We start from the raw sequence: 22,807 nt of genomic DNA, 5'->3' as shown, positions 1-22,807 counted from the left end.
GTGTTTTAGAAGGTGTTGTGCCGGGCAAAAAAAGAACATAAGGATGCGGAGGGATACGCCATGAAGAAAATTATAAACGACCCTGGAAAAGTTGTCGATGAGATGCTGGATGGATTTGTGTACGCCCATGAAGGAACAGTAGAACGATTGGAAGGGACAGGCGTCATTTATCGTACTTTCCGGGATGAAGGAAAAGTAGCGCTCATTAGCGGCGGCGGCAGCGGGCATGAACCGAGCCACGCCGGTTTTGTCGGGGAAGGGATGCTGTCTGCGGCGGTTTGCGGTGAAGTGTTTACCTCGCCGACGCCGGACCAGATTTTTGAAGCGATTAAAAAAGCCGACCAGGGAGCCGGTGTGTTCATGATTGTGAAAAATTATACAGGGGATGTCATGAATTTTGACATGGCCCAGGAATTAGCTGAAATGGAAGATATTCAGGTGGATAAGATCGTGGTTGACGATGACATCGCGGTAGAAGATAGCACGTATACAGCAGGAAAGCGCGGTGTTGCCGGCACCGTCCTTGTCCATAAAATTCTGGGCGCGGCAGCAGCAGAAGGGCAGACGCTTCAGGAAATCAAGGCGTTGGCTGAACGGCTTGTACCCAATGTGAAGACAATCGGCGTCGCGATTTCGCCGGCAACGGTTCCAGAAGTCGGAAAGCCGGGTTTTGTCCTTCAAGAAGATGAAATGGAATACGGTGTCGGCATTCACGGGGAACCGGGTTACCGGCGGGAAAAAATCAAGTCGTCAAAAGCGATCGCGGAAGAACTCGTTACCCGGCTGAAAAATGCGTTCAACTGGAAAGAAGGGGACCAGTTTGCGCTCCTTGTCAACGGGCTTGGGGCTACGCCGCTTATGGAACAGTATATTTTTACCAAGGATGTGCATGCCCTGCTTGACCGGGAAGGCCTTACCGTTCCGTTTAGAAAAGTGGGCAATTTGATGACGTCCATTGATATGGCCGGCCTTTCCCTCACGCTTGTAAAACTGGAAGATGAGGCGTGGCTTAAATTTTTAAAACGGCCGGTGTCCGTCCCGGCATGGGTGTAAAGGAGGAGGAAACATGTTAACAGCAGAAACAGCAACAGACTGGCTGCATCGTTTTGCAGAAAAAATCAATGAAAACAAAGCCTATTTGAGCGAACTGGACAGTGCGATCGGTGATGGCGACCACGGTTCGAACATGGCGCGCGGTGTGGCGGCTATGGAAGAAAAACTAGCAGCTGGCGGTTTTGCTACGGTCCAGGACGTCCTGAAAACAGCGGCGATGGCGTTGCTTGGAAAAGTCGGGGGTGCCTCGGGGCCGCTGTATGGATCGGCGCTGATTGCGATGGCAAAACAGGCAGGGGAAAATGAACAAGATGTTGCGGCAATTGTAAAAGCCGGGCTTGAAGGCATCCAAAAACGCGGGAAAGCGGAAAAAGGTGAGAAAACGATGGTCGATGTCTGGATGCCAGCCTGTGAAGCACTCGCGTCCGGATCGCTGACAAAAGAAACCATTCAATCTGCCGTGGAGGCGACAAAAGAGATGAAAGCGACAAAAGGGCGCGCATCTTATCTTGGCGAGCGTTCCATCGGCCATCTTGATCCTGGGGCGGTTTCAAGCGGCTATTTGTTTGAAGCTTTGTTGGAAGGCGGGATTCTGGATGAGTAAAAAACCAGTAGGCATTGTCATTGTTTCCCATATTCCTGAAATCGCGGCCGGCCTTGCCACATTGTTAAAGGAAGCGGCCAAAGACGTTTCCATTACGTATGCGGGTGGCACCGATGACGGCGGGGTTGGCACCAGTTTTGACAAAATGAATGCCGCCATAGCCGAAAATGAAGCGGATGATCTGTTTGCTTTTTATGACCTTGGCAGCGCCAAAATGAATTTGGAAATGGCAATGGAGATGTCGGATAAGTACATCCGCCTAATGGACACCGCCTTTGTCGAAAGTGCTTATACGGCTGCCGCGCTGATCCAGGCAGATGCAGAACTGGAAGAGATTTTAAAACAGCTGGAACCGTTAAAGGTAAAATAAAAAATAGCCCGGGCCAGTATGAACGGTCCGGGCATTACTTTTTTGTGGAAAAACATAGGATTAAGGGCCTCGCCAAAATGAAACGTGTGGCATCCTTCATCAGGTTTTCACGCAAAACGCACGGGCGCCCTGCATGGCCATTTTAAAGCCTTTTTTGCCCGCCCGCGCTGTATGGCGTTCGAAAGGCCCTTAGGAAAAACGGGGCCGGTGCTGTATGCATGTTAGAGATTCACTCAATCGGTTCTCCTTTTTATTATATTCGAGAGGACGCCGGTGCTGTATGCATGTTAGAGATTCACGAAAAATGAGAAGGAATTTTAAGATTAACTTTTTTTATGATACCAGTCAAAGCATTAATTTTTTAGTATGTGTCAAGTTTTTCTCGACAAGGTTTAAATATCGGGTATTCCAAGACACTCTTTTTGTACACTTTCGGCTACCGTGCTTTACTTGCTCGGTGTAATTTTCGGAAAAGATGTAATATTTCCGTATAAAGATGGATAACGGGGATGTTGAGGCGCGCGAAATTCACTCGCTTTCCGCGGGCGGCCGGCGAGCCTCCTCGCTCGTACCTCGCTGCGGGGTCTCTCCTGGCTCGCTTTTCCCGCAGGAGTCTCGTAAATTTCGCGCGCCTCAACGATCAGTCCCCACTGAGCCAGGCTTAAAACGAAAGCTCTAATATTTTGCTTAAATGTCCCATTGCCGATGAACTGCTTGAATGCAGGGCAACTGATCCGTGCTTTACGCCCACTGACGGGCGTACAGGCTGCTTGAGTAGTTGAGACATCCTGATGGATTGTTTCAAGTTCCGTTGCTTTCTCTCGCTTCTTGAACGGTGTTTCAGATAGGCTTCTCTCAATGTCCCATTGAGTATGCCTTGTTTGATTTTCACCATGGCTTCTGCGCCAAGTTCACTCCAATGCATGCCCCTTTTTTTCATCCTGAAGGAGATATGCCTTTGATTCGATTCCATCGCTCCTAGGCCTCTCGCACCTTCCGGCACGTTTTTCACCCTGTCTCTCCAGTCAAAAATGCGGTCCCAGTTTTTCAAGATATACGAACGGAATTCCTTGATTTTCTTGAGAGCCTTTTTATCCGTCAAGGTGCTTTCGTGCGTATCCAAATATAACGTGAATTGGTCCAGGTCATGCGTTCTAATCGCTTTTCTAATTTGCTCCTTGATCTCGCTCTTTCCGCCCCCAAATGTCCTTATGATGGCTTGTGCAACGTGGTAGGTATCCAGCTGGTTGAGCACCGGAAATTCCGACTGTGAGAAAGCTGTTTGAAACCGTTCAGCTGTGTATCCCGCACCTCCATCACTGTTTGTAATGACATGCGTTTTTTCGAGGGAGTAGGTGTTGGCAGCTGTGGCTTGGACTTCATCCCAAAATGTCTGGATGGCTTCCGTTGTCATGATGACTGTGGGCTGACGCAGGGAGACCCTTTTACCATTGGTTTGCCATCCCTCATAGAGAATGGCGTGGTGGACTTCCATACTCTGTTTCTTTTTTAGTCCCCGAACGAATACACCATCTGCTTCAGAAAACAGGTAGTCTACCTTCTTCCCCTCAGGCAGGGAAACAGCTATTTCTAGCTCTTCTACAAGTGCCTTATCGGCTTCCGCCTGAGTTTTCCCTACGTGTTTTACCATGTTCCCTACAGTTGTGTGACTAAGACTCACTGCTGTCCACTCTTTTAAAATATCAGCTACTTCCCGATAGGTGTTCTCACTTGCCAACTCTGCCACCTTTAATTCCACTAACGGGCTGTATCGTTGGTGTGGTACCAGCCCTAACCATTCATCCAGAGGATAATGGGAATTTCCTCTCTTGTCATGCATTAATGAGCGTTTAAAGGTCACACTTCCAAATAGAAACTGAATGTTTCTGTTATCACTCCGGCAGTACACCCAGCCCTCCTCTAACTTCTCCTGTTTAATTATTTTATCTAACTCTTCAAATATTTCCCCAACCCATTGTGTAAAAGCCTTCTGCATCAGAAGTTTAAGCTGTTCTTCAAATTCGATAAGACTCTTTGTATCCTTTAATAATCCAGCAATTATTGATATAATATCCATGGGAAGACCTCTCTCTCTAGATGTTCATCTTGAAGTGTACAATTAGATGATAGAGCGTCTTCCCATTTTTTTCCACTCATATGCCCCGTCGAGTAAAATTTTACACATACATTTTTTATTACAAGAAGACCCGAACATTCTCGGGGCTTTTTATTTTCAGAGTTCATGTAAGCTTAAAAAGATTAGCAATGCACATTACTTTACACTCATAAATGAATAAGAATAAAATAGTTTTGCACCAAGCATTTTCTATTCTATTCAGAAGGAGGAAAATGAAGTGGAATATACGAAAATAAAAAATACCGATATTCAAGAAGCATCAAGGGTTGCCCTCGGAACATGGGCCATTGGCGGCTGGATGTGGGGTGGAACCGATGAAAGGGAATCCATCAAAACGATTCAAGCTGCGATCGATTTAGGGATTAACGTGATTGATACGGCTCCCGCATACGGTTTTGGCCGGTCTGAAGAAATAGTCGGCAAAGCCCTTGCTGAAGTCGGACAACGTGACAAAGTGGTGATTTCGACAAAAGTTGCATTGGAATGGAAAAATGGTGAAGTTTTCAGAAATGGATCAAAAGAACGGATTTTAGCAGAAATTGATGATTCATTAAAAAGGCTTCAAACCGATTACATAGATATTTATCAGGTGCATTGGCCGGATCCGAAAGTACCGATTGAAGAAACCGCAGAGGCCATGAAGACACTTTATGATTCCGGGAAGATTCGCGCCATAGGCGTCAGCAACTTTTCTCCGGAACAAATGGAGGCATTCCGTACTGTGGCACCTCTGCACACGGTACAGCCCCCTTATAATTTGTTTGAACGAAACATTGAAAAAGATGTTTTGCCATATGCTGTGGATAAAGGCATGACTTCTTTATTTTATGGAAGCCTGTGCCGGGGACTTTTGAGCGGTAAGATGACACCGGACAGAAAATTCGAAGGCGATGATTTGCGCAAAACAGATCCAAAATTTCAACCGGACCGCCTGCCACAATATTTATCGGCCGTTAACGAATTAAATCAATGGGTCCAAGAAGCTTACGGCAAACAAGTTATTCATTTAGCTGTTCGCTGGCTTCTTGATCAACCGGGTTCAAGCATCGCTTTATGGGGTGCGCGCCGCCCCGATCAATTAAACCCTGTCAAGGAAGTTTTCAGTTGGAAACTAACACAAGAAGACTTGAAAACAATCGATGATATCATAAATAAAAATGTAAAAGACCCCGTTGGCCCTGAATTCATGGCCCCGCCGGAGGATTAATAAGAGGAGGCTGGGACAGAAGTATTTTACTCATAGAAAAATCCGAACTCATTCAGACATTCTATCTGAATGATTCGGATTTTTATTTATTCATAAGAAAGCAACGAAGCGCTCCGTCAAAATACTTCGCTTTCCACGGGCACGGCCTTTAATATCATAATAAAGATATTTCTTCCTTTACGTTTGCGGCAGCGGCAATGGACTGTTTTAAAATATCCAGGCCTTCTTGCAGCTGGTCGTCTGTAATGACAATGGGCATTAGAATGCGGATGACATTGCCGAAAATCCCGGCATCCAAAAGAAGCAGCCCCCGCTTGTTGGCTTCTTTCACAATCCGCTTTGTCAATGCTTTATCCGGTTCTTTTGTCGTTTTGTCTTTTACGACTTCAAATGCACACATGGCGCCAAGTCCGCGCACATCCCCGATAAAGGTAAACTCCTTCTGCCAGCTGCGGAACGTATCAAGCACATGTCTCCCGATTTTTTCCGCCCGTTCGTTTAATTTTTCAGATTCAATGATGTCCAGTACGGCAAGGGCGGCTGCGCATCCAAGCGGGCTTCCGGCATAAGTCCCGCCAAGTTCACCCGGATTTGCCGCATCCATTATGTCGCTCCGCCCAATTACCCCGCTTAACGGGACGCCTGCTGCGAGGGATTTCGAGATGGTAATCAAATCCGGCACAACATCGAAATGCTCAATGGCAAAATAGCGCCCGGTCCGGCTGAATCCTGCCTGAATTTCGTCCGATACGAACAAAATGCCATTTTCCCGGCAGAAGTCATAAACCGCTTTTACAAATTTCTTGCCTGGCACAATGAACCCGCCTTCTCCCTGTACTGGTTCCATGACCACAGCAGCAACCGTTTCAGCGGCAACATCGTTTTGAAAGAAATTCCGGAACTCTTGGATCATATAGTCTTCATATTCTTCATCGGTCAAATTGCCGGGTTTCCGGTAAGCATAAGGGTAAGGTGCCTTATAAACTTCAGAAGCGAACGGGCCGAATTCGTATTTATACGGTTTTACTTTGCTTGTCATTGACATCGTCATTAACGTTCTGCCGTGAAAGCCGCGGGTAAAGCTGATAATGGCCGGCCGCTTCGTATATTTGCGGGCAATTTTAACGGCATTTTCGACGGCTTCTGCCCCGCTGTTTAAAAGGATGACCTTTTTCTCCGCATTCCCCGGAGCGAGCGCTGCCAATTTTTCAGCCAGTTCAATATAAGGTTCATACATCATGACGTTAAAGCCGGTATGGATAAAACGTTCAAGCTGCTCTTTGACAGCTGCGACAACTTTCGGGTGGTTATGCCCGACATTCAGCGTGCCGATTGCGCCGGCAAAATCAATATACGTATTGCCGTCCACATCTGTAACAAGCGCGCCTTTTGCTTCTTTTGCAAAAGCCGGAATGCCGTTGCTGACACCGCGGGGAACAGCTTTTTCCCTTCTTTCCAGCAGTTCTTTCGAAAGCGGCCCCGGTAGAGAAGAGTATACATTTGCATTTGTCATTTTAACGCTTCCTTTTTATTAGTTGATGATATAGATGTAACCGATCTGTCATTATGGTGCCTTTTACAAGATTATGATATTACAAATATTGCAAAAAAACAAACGCATTTTAAGGAAAATTTATCGTTTTTTGATTCATCTTTTTGGATAGCGGGTAAACAGCGAATAAAACCGCCATGATCCCTCCTGATATACATAAGGCGGGCAATGCGATTCTTTGACAAAACCCCCTCCTGCATTTAAGATGGGGATAACGGATTTGCATTGCAAATTTGAAGGAGAGACAAAAATGGAAGTTGCCATCCCGATAGATTTTGAGCAGATGAAAGAAGTCAAAACAGAGCTGACGCGGTTTATGATGTCGTATAAATTCGCGCTCCATGAAGTGATGACAAAAATTGATATTTTAAAAGAAGAATTCCAGTACGTCCATGACTACAATCCGATTGAGCATGTAAAATCGCGCCTAAAGTCACCGGAAAGCATTTTGAACAAAGCATATCGGAAGGGTTGTGCATTATCGCTTGATTCGATTCGTGAAAACATCCGCGATATTGCCGGCATTCGGATTACATGTTCGTTTATTTCAGACATATATGAGATCAGCAAAATGATCCAGCAACAAAAAGATGTAAAGTTAATTGAGTGCAAGGATTACATTCAAAATCCGAAACCGAACGGCTACCAAAGCCTCCATATGATCATCAAAATTCCGGTTTTCATGTCGGACAGGTCGGAAGAAGTGTATGTTGAGATTCAGATCCGGACAATCGCCATGGACTTTTGGGCAAGCCTGGAGCATAAAATATACTATAAATACGATGAGGATGTGCCGCAACATTTGAAGGAAGAACTGAAAGAAGCAGCACTGCAGGCAGCACAACTCGATGTAAAAATGGAGAATATCCAAAAAGAAATGAAGGAAGTCAAAAAACGAAACAGTGAAAACAGCGTGCACCAACTGATTGTAGATACTGAAAAGCTTCGAATCCCTGAAGATTTTTTAAAAGCGGCCTTAAATGAAACGGATGGGAAGGGATCCATTTGATCATTAATTTGAACGAAATGCCGGGATTTGTCCGGTTTGAAATGGAGAAATTAGGGGAAATGATCGCCCCGAAACTGAAAAAAGCCAACCAGTATGCATTTTGGTCCAAACCGCTGATCTTTGTGGCAGCGCTCAATTTGTTTTTGTTGCTTCTCGTGATGCCGGCGGAGGACCGCTCGATTCCGCTCCTCCTTTTCTGTGCGGTTGCTGGGGCGTTCGGCATGGCGCTGTCGCAGGAAGCGCGCGTTTTGAGAAAAGAAATTACGAAACTCAGTTTTTCCTATATGAAAAAACGGATTGAAAAAAGCAGTATTGTCCCGGACTCGGTGAAAAAACGCTATGCGGCACTAATTGAAAAAGAACCGACGAATATTTTCCTCCATTTTATCCACTTTTTGGAAGAAGAGCAAAACAGAAAAAAAGAGCTTTGGTAAAATCCGCACGGCCCGTTGATGGCGTGCGGATTCTTTGAATTTTTATGGACGGATGGGAAAATCCAACACTCCTGCGGCATTTTTACGCTCGTTTGTCTGGATGCGTGGGGATTTTTGCCCGCTCGATAGGCCGGGCGTTTCCATGCAAGTTTTTCTCGCCATGCGGCTTCTTGGTGAGAATAGCCGGAAAACGGGCGAAACCGAAACACTTTGCATGCTGCTAACAATATAGCGGGCTGCCCCTTTTTCATACATTAGCGCTTTCAAATTTTTAAAAGCACCCTAAAAAAGCTATTCTCTTTCCGGTTCGTGCCCGATTGTGATTAAGCGCGTCTCCACGTTGATGTCCAAATTCACATCGTATCCGCAGTTTGACACCTGAACGGATGCATCACGAACAGAGAAAGCAACCACCGTATCCAGTTCGCCATCCAGCACGGCAAAGGCATACTGGTCTTCCTGATTTGTGTACAAATGGTATGATTCGTGAATGACAACGGTCCATCGGTATGGCAGGAATAATGTTTTTGTGCCCATGTCTGTCTCTCCCTGAAAAAATGTAGTTATCTAAACTATATTCGTTCCCTGCCGCCAGAATTCCTGCTTTCGCTGCGGCCCATTTTGCAACATCTGCCTGTGGAAATCGGCGGCAAATTCGATTACAATAGGAATTATGCGAAAAACGCCAGAAAAGAGGGGTAGAATGGAAAAGAAATCCATTTTTGGATTGACGATAGATCAATTGACCGGCTGGATGCTTGAACACGGACAGAAAAAATTCCGCGCCCAACAAGTGTGGGAATGGTTGTACCAAAAAAGAGTGAAAAGCTTTGCAGAGATGACGAATGTCAATAAAGACTGCCTTGCGTTACTCGAAGAACATTTCCATATTCACACGTTAAAACAAGTGGTGAAACAGGAATCAAAGGACGGCACGGTAAAATTTTTGTTCCAGCTGAAGGACGGCAACTTAATTGAAACGGTTTTGATGCGCCAGCATTATGGTTTGTCGGTTTGCGTGACGACCCAGGTTGGCTGCAATATCGGCTGTTCCTTCTGTGCGAGCGGCCTGCTCCGCAAAAACCGCGATCTTGAAAGCGGGGAAATTGTCGAGCAGATTATGTACGTTCAAAAACATTTTGATGAAGCCGGAAAGGGCGAACGGGTCAGCCATGTTGTTGTCATGGGGATCGGAGAACCGTTCGATAACTTTGAGAATGTGGTGAACTTCCTTAAAATTATCAATGCGCCAAAGGGACTGGCGATCGGTGCGCGCCATATCACCGTTTCCACAAGCGGCCTTGCACCGAAAATTTATGCGTTCGCTGATCTTGACCTACAGGTGAATTTGGCCATTTCCCTGCATGCGCCGAATAATGAACTGCGGTCGCGCATCATGAAAATTAACCGCGCGTACCCACTTGAAAAACTGATGCCTGCCATCGATTATTATTTAGAAAAAACAAATCGCAGAATCACGTTCGAATATATTTTGCTGAAAGATGTCAACGACCATAAGGAAGAAGCGCTGCAGCTTGCAAAACTGCTGCAGGACAAGCGTCATCTTGCCTATGTCAATCTCATTCCGTACAACCCTGTTAATGAGCACGGTTATCAAAGAAGCGAAAAAGAATCGATTATGACATTTTACGATACGCTCAAAAAAAATGGCATCAACTGCGTTGTGCGCCAGGAACACGGCACAGACATCGATGCTGCATGCGGCCAGCTCCGCAGTAAACAGATCAAAAAAGCAAACAAAACGGCGTAACAGCGAGCTCGCCCGTATTTTGGATTTTATCCAAAGCGGAGCGGGTTTTTTTACGTTTAAAAAAACGAACAAACAGGGTAGGTATAGGGTACAGCAATTATATGCTGAAAAAGTATTTTAACAATATATGAAGATCACAAGATAGGAAAGGAATGAGCGTAATGAGAGGAAAAGATGATGGAGACGAGGGCAGGCGTGTTTCAGTCCGTACCGAAGAAGCGGGAACAAGAAAAAAATCATTTTCCAAAAAAACTTTTCTACGTCTGATTACAATTATCTCTACGTTTGGCGGTTTACTATACGGCTATGATACTGGCGTTGTCAACGGGGCACTGCCATTCATGTCAAGGGCCGATCAACTTGATTTAACGCCGTTTACACAAGGGCTTGTCACAAGTACTTTGCTTTTAGGGGCAGCATTCGGTGCCGTGTTCGGGGGGAGACTTTCTGACCGGAAAGGGCGCCGGAAAACGATCTTAAGCGTCGCTTTTATTTTCGTCATCGCCACGCTTGGCTGTTCGATGGCGCCGAATGTGGCCGCCATGGTTACCTTCCGGATGATCTTGGGCCTTGCAGTTGGCGCGACAGCTGTCACAGTCCCGGCTTTTTTGGCAGAATTGTCGCCTGCCGAACACCGCGGGCGGATCGTTACACAAAATCAACTGATGATTGTCTCCGGCCAACTATTTGCCTATACGTTTAACGCGATACTGGCCAATACGTTCGGGGAAGCCGGAAACATTTGGAGATATATGTTGGCAATCGCAACATTGCCGGCTGTCATTTTATGGCTCGGGATGCTGATTGTGCCGGAAAGCCCGCGCTGGCTCGCCGCAAAAGGCAAATTTGCGATCGCGCTTGATGTTTTGCGGAAAATACGCAAGGAAAAACGGGCGCAAATGGAGTTGGATGAGATCCGCCAAACGGTCGAAAAAGATGCCAAAATGAAAAAGGCAACCTTGAAAGATTTAAAACTTCCATTTGTCCGCCGTATCATTGTCATCGGTGTCGGCATCGCGATGATCCAGCAGCTGACCGGCGTGAACTCCATTATGTATTATGGGACGGAAATTTTAAAGAAATCCGGATTTTCGACAGGCGCAGCACTGATCGGAAATATTGCCAACGGTTTGATTTCCGTTCTCGCCACCCTTACAGGCATTGCACTTTTGGACAGGGCCGGCAGAAGAAAAATGCTGATTACCGGGCTTGCAGGGACAAGCACTGCGCTCCTTTTGATCGGGATTTTTTCGATCACGTTAAAAAACAGTGCGGCATTGCCATTTCTCGTTTTGGGCTTGACCGTCATGTTTCTCGCTTTCCAGCAGGGCGGCGTATCTCCTGTGACATGGCTCATGCAGTCGGAAATTTATCCGATCCATTTACGGGGGCTTGCGATGGGGATCTCGGTTTTCTGCCTGTTTATAACGAATTTCCTTGTCGGCCTGTTGTTCCCGGTATTGTTCCATGCAATCGGACTGTCGGCAACATTCTTCATTTTTACCGGGCTTGGCATCTTCTCCATCCTGTTTGTAAAAAAATTCGTCCCGGAAACGAAGGGGCGGTCGCTTGAAGAAATTGAGCAAAGCTTCCATGCGCGGAAGGAGCGTTACTTTGCGCGCAGAAAAAAATCAACATTCAACCGGAACAACCAGCCGCAGCACTTGCATCACAGCGGCATGGACCGGTAAAAATTTTTCGAAAAGGGTCCGGCGCGGGCCCTTTTCGCTTGTCCGAACATATAATAGAATAAGAAGTTTTTCCAAAAAGATGTAAAGTTTCCTGACGCCGAACAAGACAGTGTTCGAAAATAGGTGTATAATAGAAGTGAAAAATACAGATTTTACTGACTAAAGGAGGTGTTGTGAGATGTTCAACTGGCTGAAAAGAAAGAATTCAAAAGTGATTACACTTATCTCTCCGATAGCCGGCAATATGATTCCGTGTAAAGATACGGGTCAGCCGGGTAAGGGCATTGCCATTCAACCGCTTGAAGGAAGGGTGCATTCGCCCGCAGCAGGAAGAATTACGCATATTTCTCCGGAAGACAACGCCATCAGTATATTGACAGACCAGGGGCTTGAAATTACAATTCGCCTCAATACAGAAGAAGCCGCTATGGAAAGTGAAGAATTTGTGATCATGGTCAAAGAAGGCGATCACATTACCGCCGGAACTCCGCTCATGGAATTTTCCTTTCAATTGACAGATGCCAAAACAGAAAATCTTTACTCCTCTGTCTCCGTTGCCAATATGGATCAAGTCGAAAGCATGGAAGTCCCGCCGGCCCAGACAATCGGCCTCGATGACTGGGTGATGCGGGTAAAAATGAAATCAGGGAACCGGGAATAATCTTTTTTAAAGAAGGTGGCTCCCATTTTTTACCGTTTGTTAAAAGGGACATAGAAATGCCGTAAAGGCTTTTGTTCTTTACGGCATTTTTGTGTGCATTGTAGAAAAATCGTTAAAATTGCTTTTCCGTGGCTGTGGTATGGTGAAAACAGGAGGTCGATCGCCATGCCAAAAAGGGAGTTAAACAACGGGCCGGTCATCCAAAAAGAAAAGGAAACCGTGTCACAAATGATTGCCATTTATTGCCGGAAAAAACACCACCGCAAGACGCTTTGTGAAGAATGCCTCGATTTACAAAACTACTGCTTAAAAAGGCTTTCCTACTGCCGGTTTGGCGAGGAAAAAAGCGCGTGTTCCAACTGCAAGGTCCATTGCTACCGGAAAGACTACCGTGAAAAAATCAGGGCGGTCATGCGTTTTTCCGGCCCGTGGATGCTTTTGTACCATCCCGTTTTTTCCATCCGGCATTTATTAAAAAAATAAGTTTGGGTGATGCATGATTTGTAAATGATTTTACATAAATGGATTTATCCGGCTGAATATATTATGATAAAACCGTATGAAATTCTTTCATCACCAAGGAGCAGAAAAATATGTATAAATTGATTGCCATTGATATGGACGGAACGCTTTTAAACGACCAGCATGAAGTCACTCCGGAAGTCCGGGAAGCTTTACATAAAGCGAAAAAGAAAGGCGTCAAAATCGTCCTGTGCACAGGGCGGCCGATCGGGGGCGTCCGCCGTTTTCTTGAAGATTTATCGCTGAACGAAGAGGATGATTATGTCATTGCCTATAACGGTGCGCTTGTACAAAATACGCATACGAACGGGGTTGTAGCGGAACGGTCGATTGGTTACGGGGATTTGGTGCGTCTGTACGGGCTCAGCCTCGAACTGAAAACGCCGATGCATTTTTTTGATCCGGAACATTTGTATACACCGAACCGGGATCTCAGTCCTTATACAGTTGTGGAATCTTATTTGACACAGATGCCGGTGCATTACCGGACATTGGAAGAGCTGCCGCGGGATATGGTAATTCCAAAAGTGATGTTTATTGACGAGCCGGAGAAGCTGAGCCGGACAATTGAAGCGATTCCGGACTGGGTGCAGGAGAAATACACGATGGTCAGAAGCATGCCATTTTATTATGAAATTTTGCATAAAGAGGCGAGCAAAGGCAATGCTGTGAAACTCCTTGCCGGCCATCTCGGTATCCGTCGTGAGGAAGTGGTCTGTATCGGAGATAATGAAAATGACCTGACCATGATTGAATATGCCGGCTGTGGGGTGGCGATGGGCAATGCTGTCCCGAAAGTAAAGGCGATTGCCGATTTCGAAACGCGCACGAACAACGAACACGGCGTCGCATACGCAATTGAGAAGCTGGTGTTGTCGTAAAAAAGAAGGGTGCCCGCCGGCGGAAGGCAGGCACCTTTCTTTAAATTGGATTCGGGCCGGGCTGCTCCAGTGCTTCAGCGAGTTCACCGCAATCCGGGCAACAAATATAGGTGTCATACAAATGATACCCGACATAGCCGTGCGTCATCTCCTGCATATCCCAAATCGTTTCCCATTCCATATCGAAAGTCTTGTTGCAGTGCTTACAGTAAAACATCACACGCCCAAAATCTTCATGTTCCCTTTCCTGCTTCTTTTTCTTCAATTGGATCAAACCCCATTCTAAAAAAGTTTTAACTGTTCGGCTTTTGGTTTTTTGTGATGTATCTTACAGACAGGTTGTCCTTCTTAAAAATAATATTCAGTCTTTTCCTATCTTTTTTCTTCTCTGTATTGAGTGTACTTTCATAAGGTAAAAAGTTCAACTCCCCCTATTTGGGCGACCCTAAACGGTATCTTCCAAATAGGACAAATTTGCAAACTATGATCTGCATCACGCCATTTTTACGCCGTCTTGTTTAAAATAAAGGATATGACAAAGAAAGAGGGAATCCACATGGAAATGCCGCATTGTGCCATGGTCGGCGGCGCGAGTGATGTTGCATTGTGCGCAGGCCTCAACCAGTTGAAAAATGAGCATGGGCACTTGAATGAACGAAAACGCGCATTGTATGAAACGGCAGGTCAGATAATAAACGGTGAACTCAAAAATAAAAGAGAAGCCCTTGGCGCGCTGCGGAAAGGGACTGAATCCTTTTCCGCACAGCTGAAACACCATGCCGAACGGGAAGAAAATGTGCTGTTTACCATGATGGCCCGCTACATTGGACGCGAAAACGGGCCGATCGCCGTGATGGAATACGAGCATGATGAAGCAGAAAAATATATTGAGATTTTCTTGAATGGCACAAAAATCATGGATGAAGGCCAGGCCGAAATGCTTGCTTCCTATATCGTTCAAATGTATGAGCTGCTCACAAGCCATTTTTTCAAAGAAGAAAACGTCCTGTTTCCAATGGCTGAAAACCTGTTATCAGCAGCTGAAAAAGACGAGCTGGAAGAAAAAATCTGTACAACTGGATTACAGTGAAATTCCAAAAAAGGGCTGTCCCGGAACCGGGAGCAGCCTTTTTGCCATCATGCCCATTTTTCCTTATAATACCGCCCTACGGAATCAGCAGTGACGATTGCTGCATACACAAGGTCAGGGGTGACTTCAAACGGCATGTTATAAATCGTTTCGCCTTCCGCACAGGAAAGTTCAGCCACTTTTCGGAGCTTTTCCTCATTCAGTTCTTTCACGCCCAAATCCCCGAGCGTGACGGGAAGTCCGACACTCAGGCAGAAGGAGACCACCTCTTCAATTTCCGCTTTCGGCGCATCTTCCAAAATCAGCTGGGCGAGGGTACCGAATGCCACTTTTTCGCCGTGGTACATATGATGGGTTTCTTCGAGCACGGTAAGCCCATTATGGATCGCATGTGCCGCAGCAAGGCCGCCGCTTTCAAAACCGATTCCGCTCAGATACGTATTCGCTTCAATGATTTTTTCCACTGCTTCCGTAACAAGATGTTTTTCCGCTGCCAGTTTTGCTTTTAAACCTTCCAAAATTTGCGTGTCATAACAAAGTTTTGCAAGCGCGATCGCCGCTTCCGTAACACGCCCGCCTGCCATCGTCGTTTTATTTGCCCGCTTAGTGGCGCGCGCTTCAAAATACGTCGCAAGCGCATCTCCCATGCCGGAAACGAGCAGGCGGGCAGGGGCAGAGGCAATCACTTTCGTATCCATAATGACAAAAGTCGGGTTCAGCGGCAGCATCAAGTATTCTTCAAACTCGCCGTTCTCTTTGTAAATAACAGACAGGGCGCTTGTCGGGGCATCGGTGGAAGCGATGGTCGGCGCGACAATCACCGGAATGTTATTGTAATACCCGACTGCTTTTGCGGTATCCAATGTTTTTCCGCCGCCGATTCCGACAACGACATCGGCTTCCTCGGATTTGCTCATTTCACAAAGCCGTTCGATTTCCGGTTTAGAACACTCGCCACCGAATAATGCCATTTGATACCCCGTTTCTTTGCCGGCATAGCTTTCTTCAACCGTTTTGCCGACAAGGCCGGTGACAAAATCATCCGCAATAATAAATGCTTTTTTGCCAAGCCTTTCCGTATACGCCGAAAGCCTGGACAATTCATCGGGGCCTTGTATAAACTTGCTTGGAGAGGTAATGATTTTCGTCATAAAAATGCCTCCTCTTTTTGTGAAAAATATAACAAGCACAATTCCATCATAACTTATTTTTGCAGATAAGAAAACCTTTTCATCCTATCATCCATACTTTTTCAAAAACGTTCAATTTTCGGGGAATAACAAGTAAAATAGAGCTGTATCGACAAAATGTGACAGAAATATGATGTGTTTTGAAGAAAAATGATATTTTTTGATTGAAAACGGTTGATTATGAATAACTATGTGATAAAATATCATCAGACGGAGGAATGAAGGATGTTAGCAGAAGAACGCTATCAAATCATTTTGCGGCATTTGCAAGAAAACCATATCGTAAAAGTGCAGGAGCTGGTTAACCTGCTTAATGCTTCAGAATCAACGGTCAGGCGCGATCTCCAGGACCTGGAAGCAATGAATTTGCTCAGGCGCATCCACGGCGGCGCATCGCTTTTGCAACGCAGAAGTGAAGAACCGGATATGGATACGAAAACGCTCAAAAACGTTCAACAGAAAAGAATCATCGCCCAATTAGCGGCAAAAATGATCAATGACAATGACTGCATTTACCTGGACGCCGGAACGACCACGCTTGAAATGATCCCTTATATAGAGGGGAATAATGTAATCGTTGTCACGAACGGGCTCCCGCATGTGGAAGCACTTGTCGAGAAAAAAATCAAGTCTTACCTTCTTGGCGGGATGATGAAACGGACGACAAGGGCGGTGATCGGTAGCGTTGCCATGCAGACATTAAACAGCTTCCGGTTTGACAAAGCGTTTCTTGGGGCAAACGGCGTTGACCCTGAAATGGGCTTTACCACGCCGGACCCGGAAGAAGCATTGATCAAGCGGCGGGCAAAAGAACTTTCCGAACAGTGTTATGTGCTTGCAGACAGTAGCAAATTTCAGGAAGTAGCTTTTTGCAAGATGTTTGACATTTCGGAGGCTTCTATTATCACGGATGAATTACCGGATTCCTTAAAATCTTCCATTTTAAGTAAAACAAAGGTGATATGTGAGCAAAGCGGCGCATAAAAAAGTTTTCCTCCGCCATGATAAAAGCCCGCAGTTGAAACAAAATAACAAATGGCTGTCTCAGGCATCCGGTTTGGATGTCATGATAAGAGGTATTGTTTTTCTGTACTGGAAAAAGGAGTGAAATAAAATGAAAATAACCGATTTATTGGTCCAGGAGACCATGGTTATGGATATGCAGGCGACGAAAAAAGAAGAAGCGATTGATGAATTGATTGCAAGCCTGTCAAAAAGCGGCCGCATCAATGACCCGGTTCTTTTTAAAGAAATGATTTTAAAACGCGAGCAGGAGTCGAGTACAGGAATCGGCGACGGAATCGCAATGCCGCACGCAAAAACAAAAGCGGTCAATAAAGCAACTGTCGTATTCGGGCGCAGTAAAAAAGGCGTTGATTACGAGGCGCTGGATGGCCAGCCGTCATACTTATTCTTTATGATCGCAGCGCCTGAAGACGCAGCAGATACGCATTTGCAAACGTTGGCGGCATTGTCGAGGCTTTTGATTGACCAGGAGTTTGTACAGCAATTAAAACAAGCCGAAACGCCGGCTGAAGTGTCGAGGCTGTTTGATGAAAAACAAGCGGAAAAGGAAGGAAAAGAAGCAGCGGAAACGGCTGCCGGCAATGGTTCGGATGACAAATTGATCGTTGCTGTTACCGCCTGTCCGACCGGGATCGCCCATACGTATATGGCAGAAGATTCGTTGAAGAAAAAAGCGGAAGAAATGGGCATTCCGATCCGGGTGGAGACAAACGGCTCGGAAGGTGTTAAACACGAACTGACAAAAGATGAAATCAACCGCGCTGTCGGGGTCATTGTCGCAGCCGATAAGAAAGTTGAAATGGCGCGTTTTGACGGCAAACGCGTGCTGCAAACGCCTGTCAGCGATGCGATCCGCCAGCCGGAAGATTTGATCAACCGGGTACTGGAACAGCATGCGCCTGTTTACCATGCAGACAGCACGGAGCGCACTAATGACGATGAGCCGGCGGAGAAAAAGTCGGTATGGGGAACCATTTACAAAGATTTGATGAATGGGATTTCGCACATGCTGCCATTCGTTGTCGGCGGCGGGATTTTGCTTGCAATTTCGTTCCTGATTGAAAGAACAGCTGGTGAACATAACACGATTTTTAAAATGCTGAGTGCGATTGCAGGCGGCGATACAGGGGCATTCCACTTCTTGATTGCGATTCTTGCCGGGTTTATCGCATCGAGCATTGGTGACCGCCCAGCACTCTTGCCTGGTATGGTCGGCGGCTATCTTGCGTCTAGCTCGAATGCCGGTTTCCTCGGTGGTCTCGCAGCTGGTTTCCTTGCTGGGTATATTATCGTCTTTTTGAAAAAAGTATTTGCAGGGCTGCCACAGGCGCTGAATGGATTAAAGCCGATTTTGATTTTCCCGGTTTTAGGCCTCCTGATTACCGGCGGATTGATGTACTATATTTTTGACCCGATTTTCAAATGGATTAACACCGGTTTAATCGGTGGTTTGAATAACCTTGGCACGGGCAATGCCGTTCTGCTTGGTATTGTTCTGGGCGGCATGATGGCGATCGATATGGGCGGCCCGTTCAACAAAGCGGCTTACACGTTTGCGATCGGGGTATTTACTTCGAGCGGCAACACGAACGGCCTGATGATGGCTGCCGTAATGGCCGGTGGGATGGTTCCACCGCTTGCGATTGCGCTTGCCACCACGTTTTTCAGAAATAAATTTACGGATCAGGAAAAAGAAGCAGGCATTACAAACTATGTGCTCGGGCTGTCCTTTATTACGGAAGGAGCGATCCCGTTTGCGGCATCCGATCCGCTCCGTGTCCTTGGTTCAAGCATTGTTGGTTCGGCGATAGCCGGCGGGCTGACGCAATTCTGGCATATTAACATACCGGCTCCGCACGGCGGGATTTTCGTTGTATTCCTTGCCAACCATGCGATCTTGTTCCTTGTCTCCATTATTATTGGTGCCATTGTTTCCGGCCTGATTCTCGGGATATGGAAACGGCCTGTTGCACAGAAAAACGGTTAATGCAGTGAAAGATATTTTGGATATAAAGTTAATGGGAAAGCGAAAAAAGACCGGTATTGCTGACCGGTCTTTTTTCAATTTCCGACATTTTTTAACAGGTCCAGCCAAACCGCTTGTACTGGTGCCGACTTCTGTTGCGAAAACAGGTTCGCCCAGTGTTTGTCCATTTTCCAATTCAGCAGGTAAAAGATTGAAGCAACGGACGGTCCGCGTTAACATAAAATCATCAAGATATTGCCATCTTCGCCAAAAAATTTCGGTACAGCTCGTTTTTTTACACGCTTTTTACGGATATTTGGGTATAGTTGTATTAGTGGATTTAAGACATAAGACAAAGAGAATAAGGGGAAAATATTCCATATGAACATGTTTCTGATTTTATTGATCTTACTTTTGCTTGTTGGCATCTCCGACATTTTAAATCATTTTATCCCATTTATTCCGGTGCCGCTTATTCAAATTGCCCTCGGCCTTGCGTTTGCAGCCGTGCCGGTTGGGGCGCATGTCCCGCTTGAACCGGAATTGTTTTTCGTGTTATTTATCGCACCACTATTGTTTCATGATGGAAGAAACGTATCCCGCGAAGCAATGTGGAGGCTGCGGAATCCGATTTTGCTGCTTGCGCTCGGGCTTGTTTTTGTCACGGTGTTTGCAGTCGGGTATATTACCCATCTGATGATTCCCTCACTCCCGCTTGCAGCAGCATTTGCCCTGGCCGCCATTCTATCCCCGACCGATGTTGTAGCAGTCAGCGCCATTTCCGAGCGGGTAAAAATTTCACGCGTGATCATGCACCTGCTGCAAGGAGAAGGGCTATTAAATGATGCATCCAGCCTTGTTGCATTTAAATTTGCGATTGCGGCAGCGGTCACCGGGTCGTTTTCGCTTGCTGAAGCCAGTGGCAGTTTTTTGCTCATCTCGATCGGCGGCTTTTTAGGCGGGGCATTGCTGGCATTTTTCATTATCCGTTTCAGGGTGCTGATTCGCCGCCTCGGGATGGAAGATGTCACGATCCATATGCTCATCCAAATTTTAACTCCGTTTTTCATTTACCTTGCTGCGGAACATTTTCATTTATCCGGCATTTTGGCGGTTGTCGCCGGCGGAATGGTCCATGCCGTTGAGCGTGAACGGGAACAGTCGCCGAATTTTTCCTACCAGATCGTTTCGCGCAGCACGTGGACGGTTTTAGCCTATATTTTAAACGGCCTTGTCTTCGTTCTTTTGGGCCAGCAAATGCCGGCTGTACTCGGCGAAATTTGGACAAGCTCGGCTTTTAATAACGGCACGGTGATTTTGTATATCATTGTGGTCACGGCCGCCCTTTTGCTGCTCCGGTTTCTCTGGGTGTACGCCGTGTGGTGGGCCGGATGGAAATCAAAAAAACAGCGCCTTGCAAAGCCTTCCCTAAAGCATACGGCGATTACAACGATATCTGGCGTCCGGGGGGCGGTTACGCTGGCCGGCGCATTCTCTATTCCGTACACCATTGCAAGCGGAGCTCCTTTTCCGGATCGTTCTTTGCTGATTTTTATTGCGGCCGGTGTCATCCTGCTGACGCTTGTGATCGCAAGTGTGTTCCTGCCTCTTTTGGCGAAGCGGGAAGGAAATGAGGCAGATCGTTCAGAGCGTAAAGCGGAAAAAAATGCTTCAATCTTTATCAGGGAAGCGGCAGTCCAGTCTGTGCGCGAGGAAGTGAATGACGAGAACCGGGAAGCGGCAGCGGCTGTGATTGACAACTATCAAAATATGCTGCATCAATTAAAAGCGGAAAAAAGTGAAATAGATTCACTTGAATTCAAACGGATTGAAACGGAGACAAGGATGAAGGCGCTGGAGGCGGAAACGGATTATATTAATGCTTTGATGAAATCAAAACGCATTGACCAGGAGATGGCTTTTTTGTTCCTTGAATATATTCACCGGATGGAAATTGCCGTTACCGATAAAATGAAGTTCAGGTTTTTGAATTTATGTACCCTTTTCCGGAAAGGCGCCACCCGGTTTCTTTTCCTCTTTTACCCGAATAAGGAAAGACGCCGCAAACAGCGGATTAACCGTTATGCGAAAATCAGGCAAATTAAAATTGAAATGGCGGAAGCGGCGATCCGGGCCATTAAATCGGGAATGACAGAGGAAAACAGGGAAATTTCGTTTCTTGTCATCAGTGAATACCGGAAGTTTATCCGGATTTTGAACAAGCCGAAAAATATGGAGGCATCCCTAAAGTATACCCAGATGGAAAGGGAGCTGCAGGAAAAGGCTTTTCAGGCCGAGCGAAACGCTGTGCAGGCGCTGTTTGAACGGGGGAAAATTTCAAGGGAGACTGCCCGCAAACTCCGCAGGCAAATCAATATCCGGGAAGTGTATTGGATGGAAGAACATCAACTCCATACATGATATAATAATCTTAGAAGGCCGTGCCGGAACGAATGCGGCATCCGGGAGCCTTTCAGGACTGACCTTTGTGCCGCTTTACCGCATACGGGCTGGTATAAAATGGCGTAATCTGGCCGCTTCTATTGTTAACCCGGCGTCATTTTGTATAGTGAACATGATCCAGGATTGAAAGCCTCGTTGTATTTTCCGTATTTCAAAAAAAGATGAATCGGGGTGCCTGCAATGTATTTAACCATTCAGGAAACAGCGGAATATCTGTCTTTTCCGGAACCGGTGATTGAAAAATTGATCTTGCAAAGACGCATACGCGCCGTGCATGATGGAGAACAGTATTTGATTAACCGGGATCAGTTTGATATCTATTTGCAACAGCTCGAAAAATACAGGCAACTTGTGGAAGAATGGCTGAATGAACCGCTTCCGGAAGATCCGGACATCAAAGACGAGGACTAAACGGATATTGGAGGATTTGGAATGTTTGATATGGTAAAAGGAAAGCTGATTGTGTCATGCCAGGCGCTGGAGGATGAACCTTTGCACAGTCCGTTCATCATGTCGAAAATGGCGCTTGCAGCAAAAGAAGGCGGAGCGGCCGGCATTCGGGCAAACAGCGCTGAAGATATCCGGGCCATCAAAGCGGAAACAGGGCTGCCTGTTATCGGCATTGTCAAAAGGGATTATGAAGGTTCGGAAGTGTATATTACTCCAACAAAAAAAGAAATTGACGAACTGCTTGCCGTAAAACCGGATATGATCGCGCTTGACGCGACCGGCCGGAAACGCCCGGGCGGCGAAACGCTTTCCGGTTTAATCGGATATATCCATGAAGCCGGTCTCCCGGTGATGGCCGATATTTCCACAGAGGAAGAAGGATTGCAGGCAGCAAGGTTCGGTGCGGATTGCGTTTCCACGACGCTTTCCGGCTACACCTCTTATTCTCCGAAACAGGGAGGGCCCGATTTTGCGTTACTCAAGAAGCTTGTGGAAGCCTTAACGATTCCCGTTTTTGCAGAAGGGCATATTGATACGCCGGCTGAAGCGAAAAAAGCGCTCGAATTCGGGGCGTTTGCAGTTGTGGTGGGTTCAGCCATTACAAGGCCGCAGCTGATTACAAAAAAATTCGCAGAGGCGATGAGGTTATAAAAAGCTTAATGAAAATGCCGGGTAAGCAGCAGAAGCGGCTTCTATAAGGAATGCAAACCGATACAGGAAGAAATGGCTC

22 protein-coding genes are annotated in these 22,807 nt (G+C 46.4%); 17 read left to right on the top strand and 5 right to left on the bottom strand.

All coding sequences use genetic code 11. The features are described from left to right. Positions 1–60 precede the first annotated feature (60 nt). From dhaK to dhaM, 3 genes are read left to right on the top strand one after another with little or no spacing between them, the layout of a single operon-like run. Positions 61–1,053 carry a dihydroxyacetone kinase subunit DhaK gene (gene dhaK, locus NSS95_RS13605; protein WP_110134314.1) on the top strand — a complete coding sequence of 331 codons (993 nt, stop codon included), beginning with the start codon at positions 61–63 and terminating at the stop codon, positions 1,051–1,053. Positions 1,054–1,066: 13 nt separating this feature from the next. Continuing rightward, entirely contained in the window at positions 1,067–1,657 is a 591-nt protein-coding gene (dhaL, locus tag NSS95_RS13600) for a dihydroxyacetone kinase subunit DhaL (RefSeq protein WP_014097171.1), read from the top strand. Continuing rightward, positions 1,650–2,027, top strand: coding sequence for a dihydroxyacetone kinase phosphoryl donor subunit DhaM (gene dhaM / locus NSS95_RS13595; RefSeq protein ID WP_014097172.1), 378 nt, complete (start codon positions 1,650–1,652; stop codon positions 2,025–2,027). The genes dhaL and dhaM overlap by 8 nt, the downstream gene beginning before the upstream one ends. A 661-nt stretch (positions 2,028–2,688) precedes the next feature. Here the strand turns inward: dhaM and NSS95_RS13590 are convergent. Then, positions 2,689–4,104: an ISLre2-like element ISBco6 family transposase gene (locus NSS95_RS13590; protein WP_114316679.1), complete on the bottom strand. Its 1,416-nt coding sequence runs from the start codon at positions 4,102–4,104 to the stop codon at positions 2,689–2,691. A gap of 277 nt (positions 4,105–4,381) precedes the next feature. Between NSS95_RS13590 and NSS95_RS13585 the strand changes: the two genes are divergently transcribed. Next, positions 4,382–5,371: an aldo/keto reductase gene (locus tag NSS95_RS13585; protein WP_014097174.1), complete on the top strand. Its 990-nt coding sequence runs from the start codon at positions 4,382–4,384 to the stop codon at positions 5,369–5,371. Between the two features lie 154 nt (positions 5,372–5,525). Here NSS95_RS13585 and gabT read toward each other — a convergent pair whose 3' ends face one another. After that, the gene (gene gabT / locus NSS95_RS13580; protein WP_013860425.1) at positions 5,526–6,884 is read right to left on the bottom strand and encodes a 4-aminobutyrate--2-oxoglutarate transaminase; all 1,359 of its coding nucleotides are present in this window, start codon (positions 6,882–6,884) and stop codon (positions 5,526–5,528) included. A gap of 289 nt (positions 6,885–7,173) precedes the next feature. Here gabT and NSS95_RS13575 point away from each other — a divergent pair, with 289 nt between their 5' ends. Both NSS95_RS13575 and NSS95_RS13570 read left to right on the top strand, forming a co-directional pair. Next, positions 7,174–7,932 carry a GTP pyrophosphokinase gene (locus NSS95_RS13575; RefSeq protein WP_014097176.1) on the top strand — a complete coding sequence of 253 codons (759 nt, stop codon included), beginning with the start codon at positions 7,174–7,176 and terminating at the stop codon, positions 7,930–7,932. Next, positions 7,929–8,366, top strand: coding sequence for a YwnF family protein (locus NSS95_RS13570; protein ID WP_014097177.1), 438 nt, complete (start codon positions 7,929–7,931; stop codon positions 8,364–8,366). The genes NSS95_RS13575 and NSS95_RS13570 overlap by 4 nt, the downstream gene beginning before the upstream one ends. A gap of 291 nt (positions 8,367–8,657) precedes the next feature. Here the strand turns inward: NSS95_RS13570 and NSS95_RS13565 are convergent, their stop codons facing one another. After that, on the bottom strand, positions 8,658–8,903 hold the full coding sequence (locus tag NSS95_RS13565; protein WP_014097178.1) for a hypothetical protein: 246 nt from the start codon (positions 8,901–8,903) through the stop codon (positions 8,658–8,660). A gap of 166 nt (positions 8,904–9,069) precedes the next feature. Between NSS95_RS13565 and rlmN the strand changes: the two genes are divergently transcribed. From rlmN to yidA, 5 genes are all read left to right on the top strand, one after another. Beyond that, a complete protein-coding gene (gene rlmN, locus NSS95_RS13560; RefSeq protein ID WP_017552115.1) occupies positions 9,070–10,137 on the top strand; it encodes a 23S rRNA (adenine(2503)-C(2))-methyltransferase RlmN in 1,068 nt (355 codons plus the stop codon). 161 nt (positions 10,138–10,298) lie between these two features. After that, positions 10,299–11,828 (top strand): sugar porter family MFS transporter, encoded by a 1,530-nt coding sequence (locus NSS95_RS13555; protein ID WP_340713974.1) that lies wholly within the window; start codon positions 10,299–10,301, stop codon positions 11,826–11,828. 178 nt (positions 11,829–12,006) lie between these two features. After that, positions 12,007–12,489 (top strand): PTS glucose transporter subunit IIA, encoded by a 483-nt coding sequence (locus tag NSS95_RS13550; protein WP_017552113.1) that lies wholly within the window; start codon positions 12,007–12,009, stop codon positions 12,487–12,489. A 165-nt stretch (positions 12,490–12,654) separates the two neighbouring features. Then, positions 12,655–12,972 (top strand): nitrous oxide-stimulated promoter family protein, encoded by a 318-nt coding sequence (locus NSS95_RS13545; protein WP_013860417.1) that lies wholly within the window; start codon positions 12,655–12,657, stop codon positions 12,970–12,972. Between the two features lie 110 nt (positions 12,973–13,082). Continuing rightward, complete coding sequence (gene yidA, locus NSS95_RS13540; RefSeq protein WP_017552112.1) at positions 13,083–13,892, top strand: sugar-phosphatase; 810 nt, start codon at positions 13,083–13,085, stop codon at positions 13,890–13,892. A 40-nt stretch (positions 13,893–13,932) separates the two neighbouring features. Here the strand turns inward: yidA and NSS95_RS13535 are convergent, their stop codons facing one another. Continuing rightward, entirely contained in the window at positions 13,933–14,157 is a 225-nt protein-coding gene (locus NSS95_RS13535) for a hypothetical protein (protein ID WP_017552111.1), read from the bottom strand. Between the two features lie 291 nt (positions 14,158–14,448). Between NSS95_RS13535 and NSS95_RS13530 the strand changes: the two genes are divergently transcribed. Then, positions 14,449–14,982, top strand: a complete 534-nt coding sequence (locus NSS95_RS13530) for a hemerythrin domain-containing protein (RefSeq protein WP_035188650.1) — start codon at positions 14,449–14,451, stop codon at positions 14,980–14,982. A 47-nt stretch (positions 14,983–15,029) separates the two neighbouring features. Here the strand turns inward: NSS95_RS13530 and NSS95_RS13525 are convergent, their stop codons facing one another. Further along, complete coding sequence (locus NSS95_RS13525) at positions 15,030–16,133, bottom strand: glycerol dehydrogenase (RefSeq protein ID WP_017552109.1); 1,104 nt, start codon at positions 16,131–16,133, stop codon at positions 15,030–15,032. A 264-nt stretch (positions 16,134–16,397) separates the two neighbouring features. Between NSS95_RS13525 and NSS95_RS13520 the strand changes: the two genes are divergently transcribed. The 5 genes from NSS95_RS13520 (at position 16,398) to NSS95_RS13500 (ending at position 22,728) form a co-directional block, all read left to right on the top strand. After that, positions 16,398–17,156 (top strand): DeoR/GlpR family DNA-binding transcription regulator, encoded by a 759-nt coding sequence (locus NSS95_RS13520; RefSeq protein WP_340713973.1) that lies wholly within the window; start codon positions 16,398–16,400, stop codon positions 17,154–17,156. Between the two features lie 130 nt (positions 17,157–17,286). After that, positions 17,287–19,185: a PTS fructose transporter subunit IIABC gene (locus NSS95_RS13515; RefSeq protein ID WP_328230187.1), complete on the top strand. Its 1,899-nt coding sequence runs from the start codon at positions 17,287–17,289 to the stop codon at positions 19,183–19,185. A gap of 360 nt (positions 19,186–19,545) precedes the next feature. Beyond that, on the top strand, positions 19,546–21,585 hold the full coding sequence (locus NSS95_RS13510) for a Na+/H+ antiporter (protein WP_340713972.1): 2,040 nt from the start codon (positions 19,546–19,548) through the stop codon (positions 21,583–21,585). Between the two features lie 222 nt (positions 21,586–21,807). After that, positions 21,808–22,038, top strand: a complete 231-nt coding sequence (locus NSS95_RS13505) for an excisionase family DNA-binding protein (protein WP_017552106.1) — start codon at positions 21,808–21,810, stop codon at positions 22,036–22,038. 21 nt (positions 22,039–22,059) lie between these two features. After that, on the top strand, positions 22,060–22,728 hold the full coding sequence (locus tag NSS95_RS13500) for an N-acetylmannosamine-6-phosphate 2-epimerase (RefSeq protein ID WP_340713971.1): 669 nt from the start codon (positions 22,060–22,062) through the stop codon (positions 22,726–22,728). Positions 22,729–22,807 lie beyond the last annotated feature (79 nt).

Origin of the sequence: Weizmannia sp. FSL K6-3076 (genome assembly GCF_038007245.1) — a bacterium.
GTDB classification, from domain to species: Bacteria; Bacillota; Bacilli; order Bacillales; family Bacillaceae_C; genus Weizmannia; species Weizmannia faecalis.
This window is presented reverse-complemented; position numbering and strand designations above follow the sequence as displayed.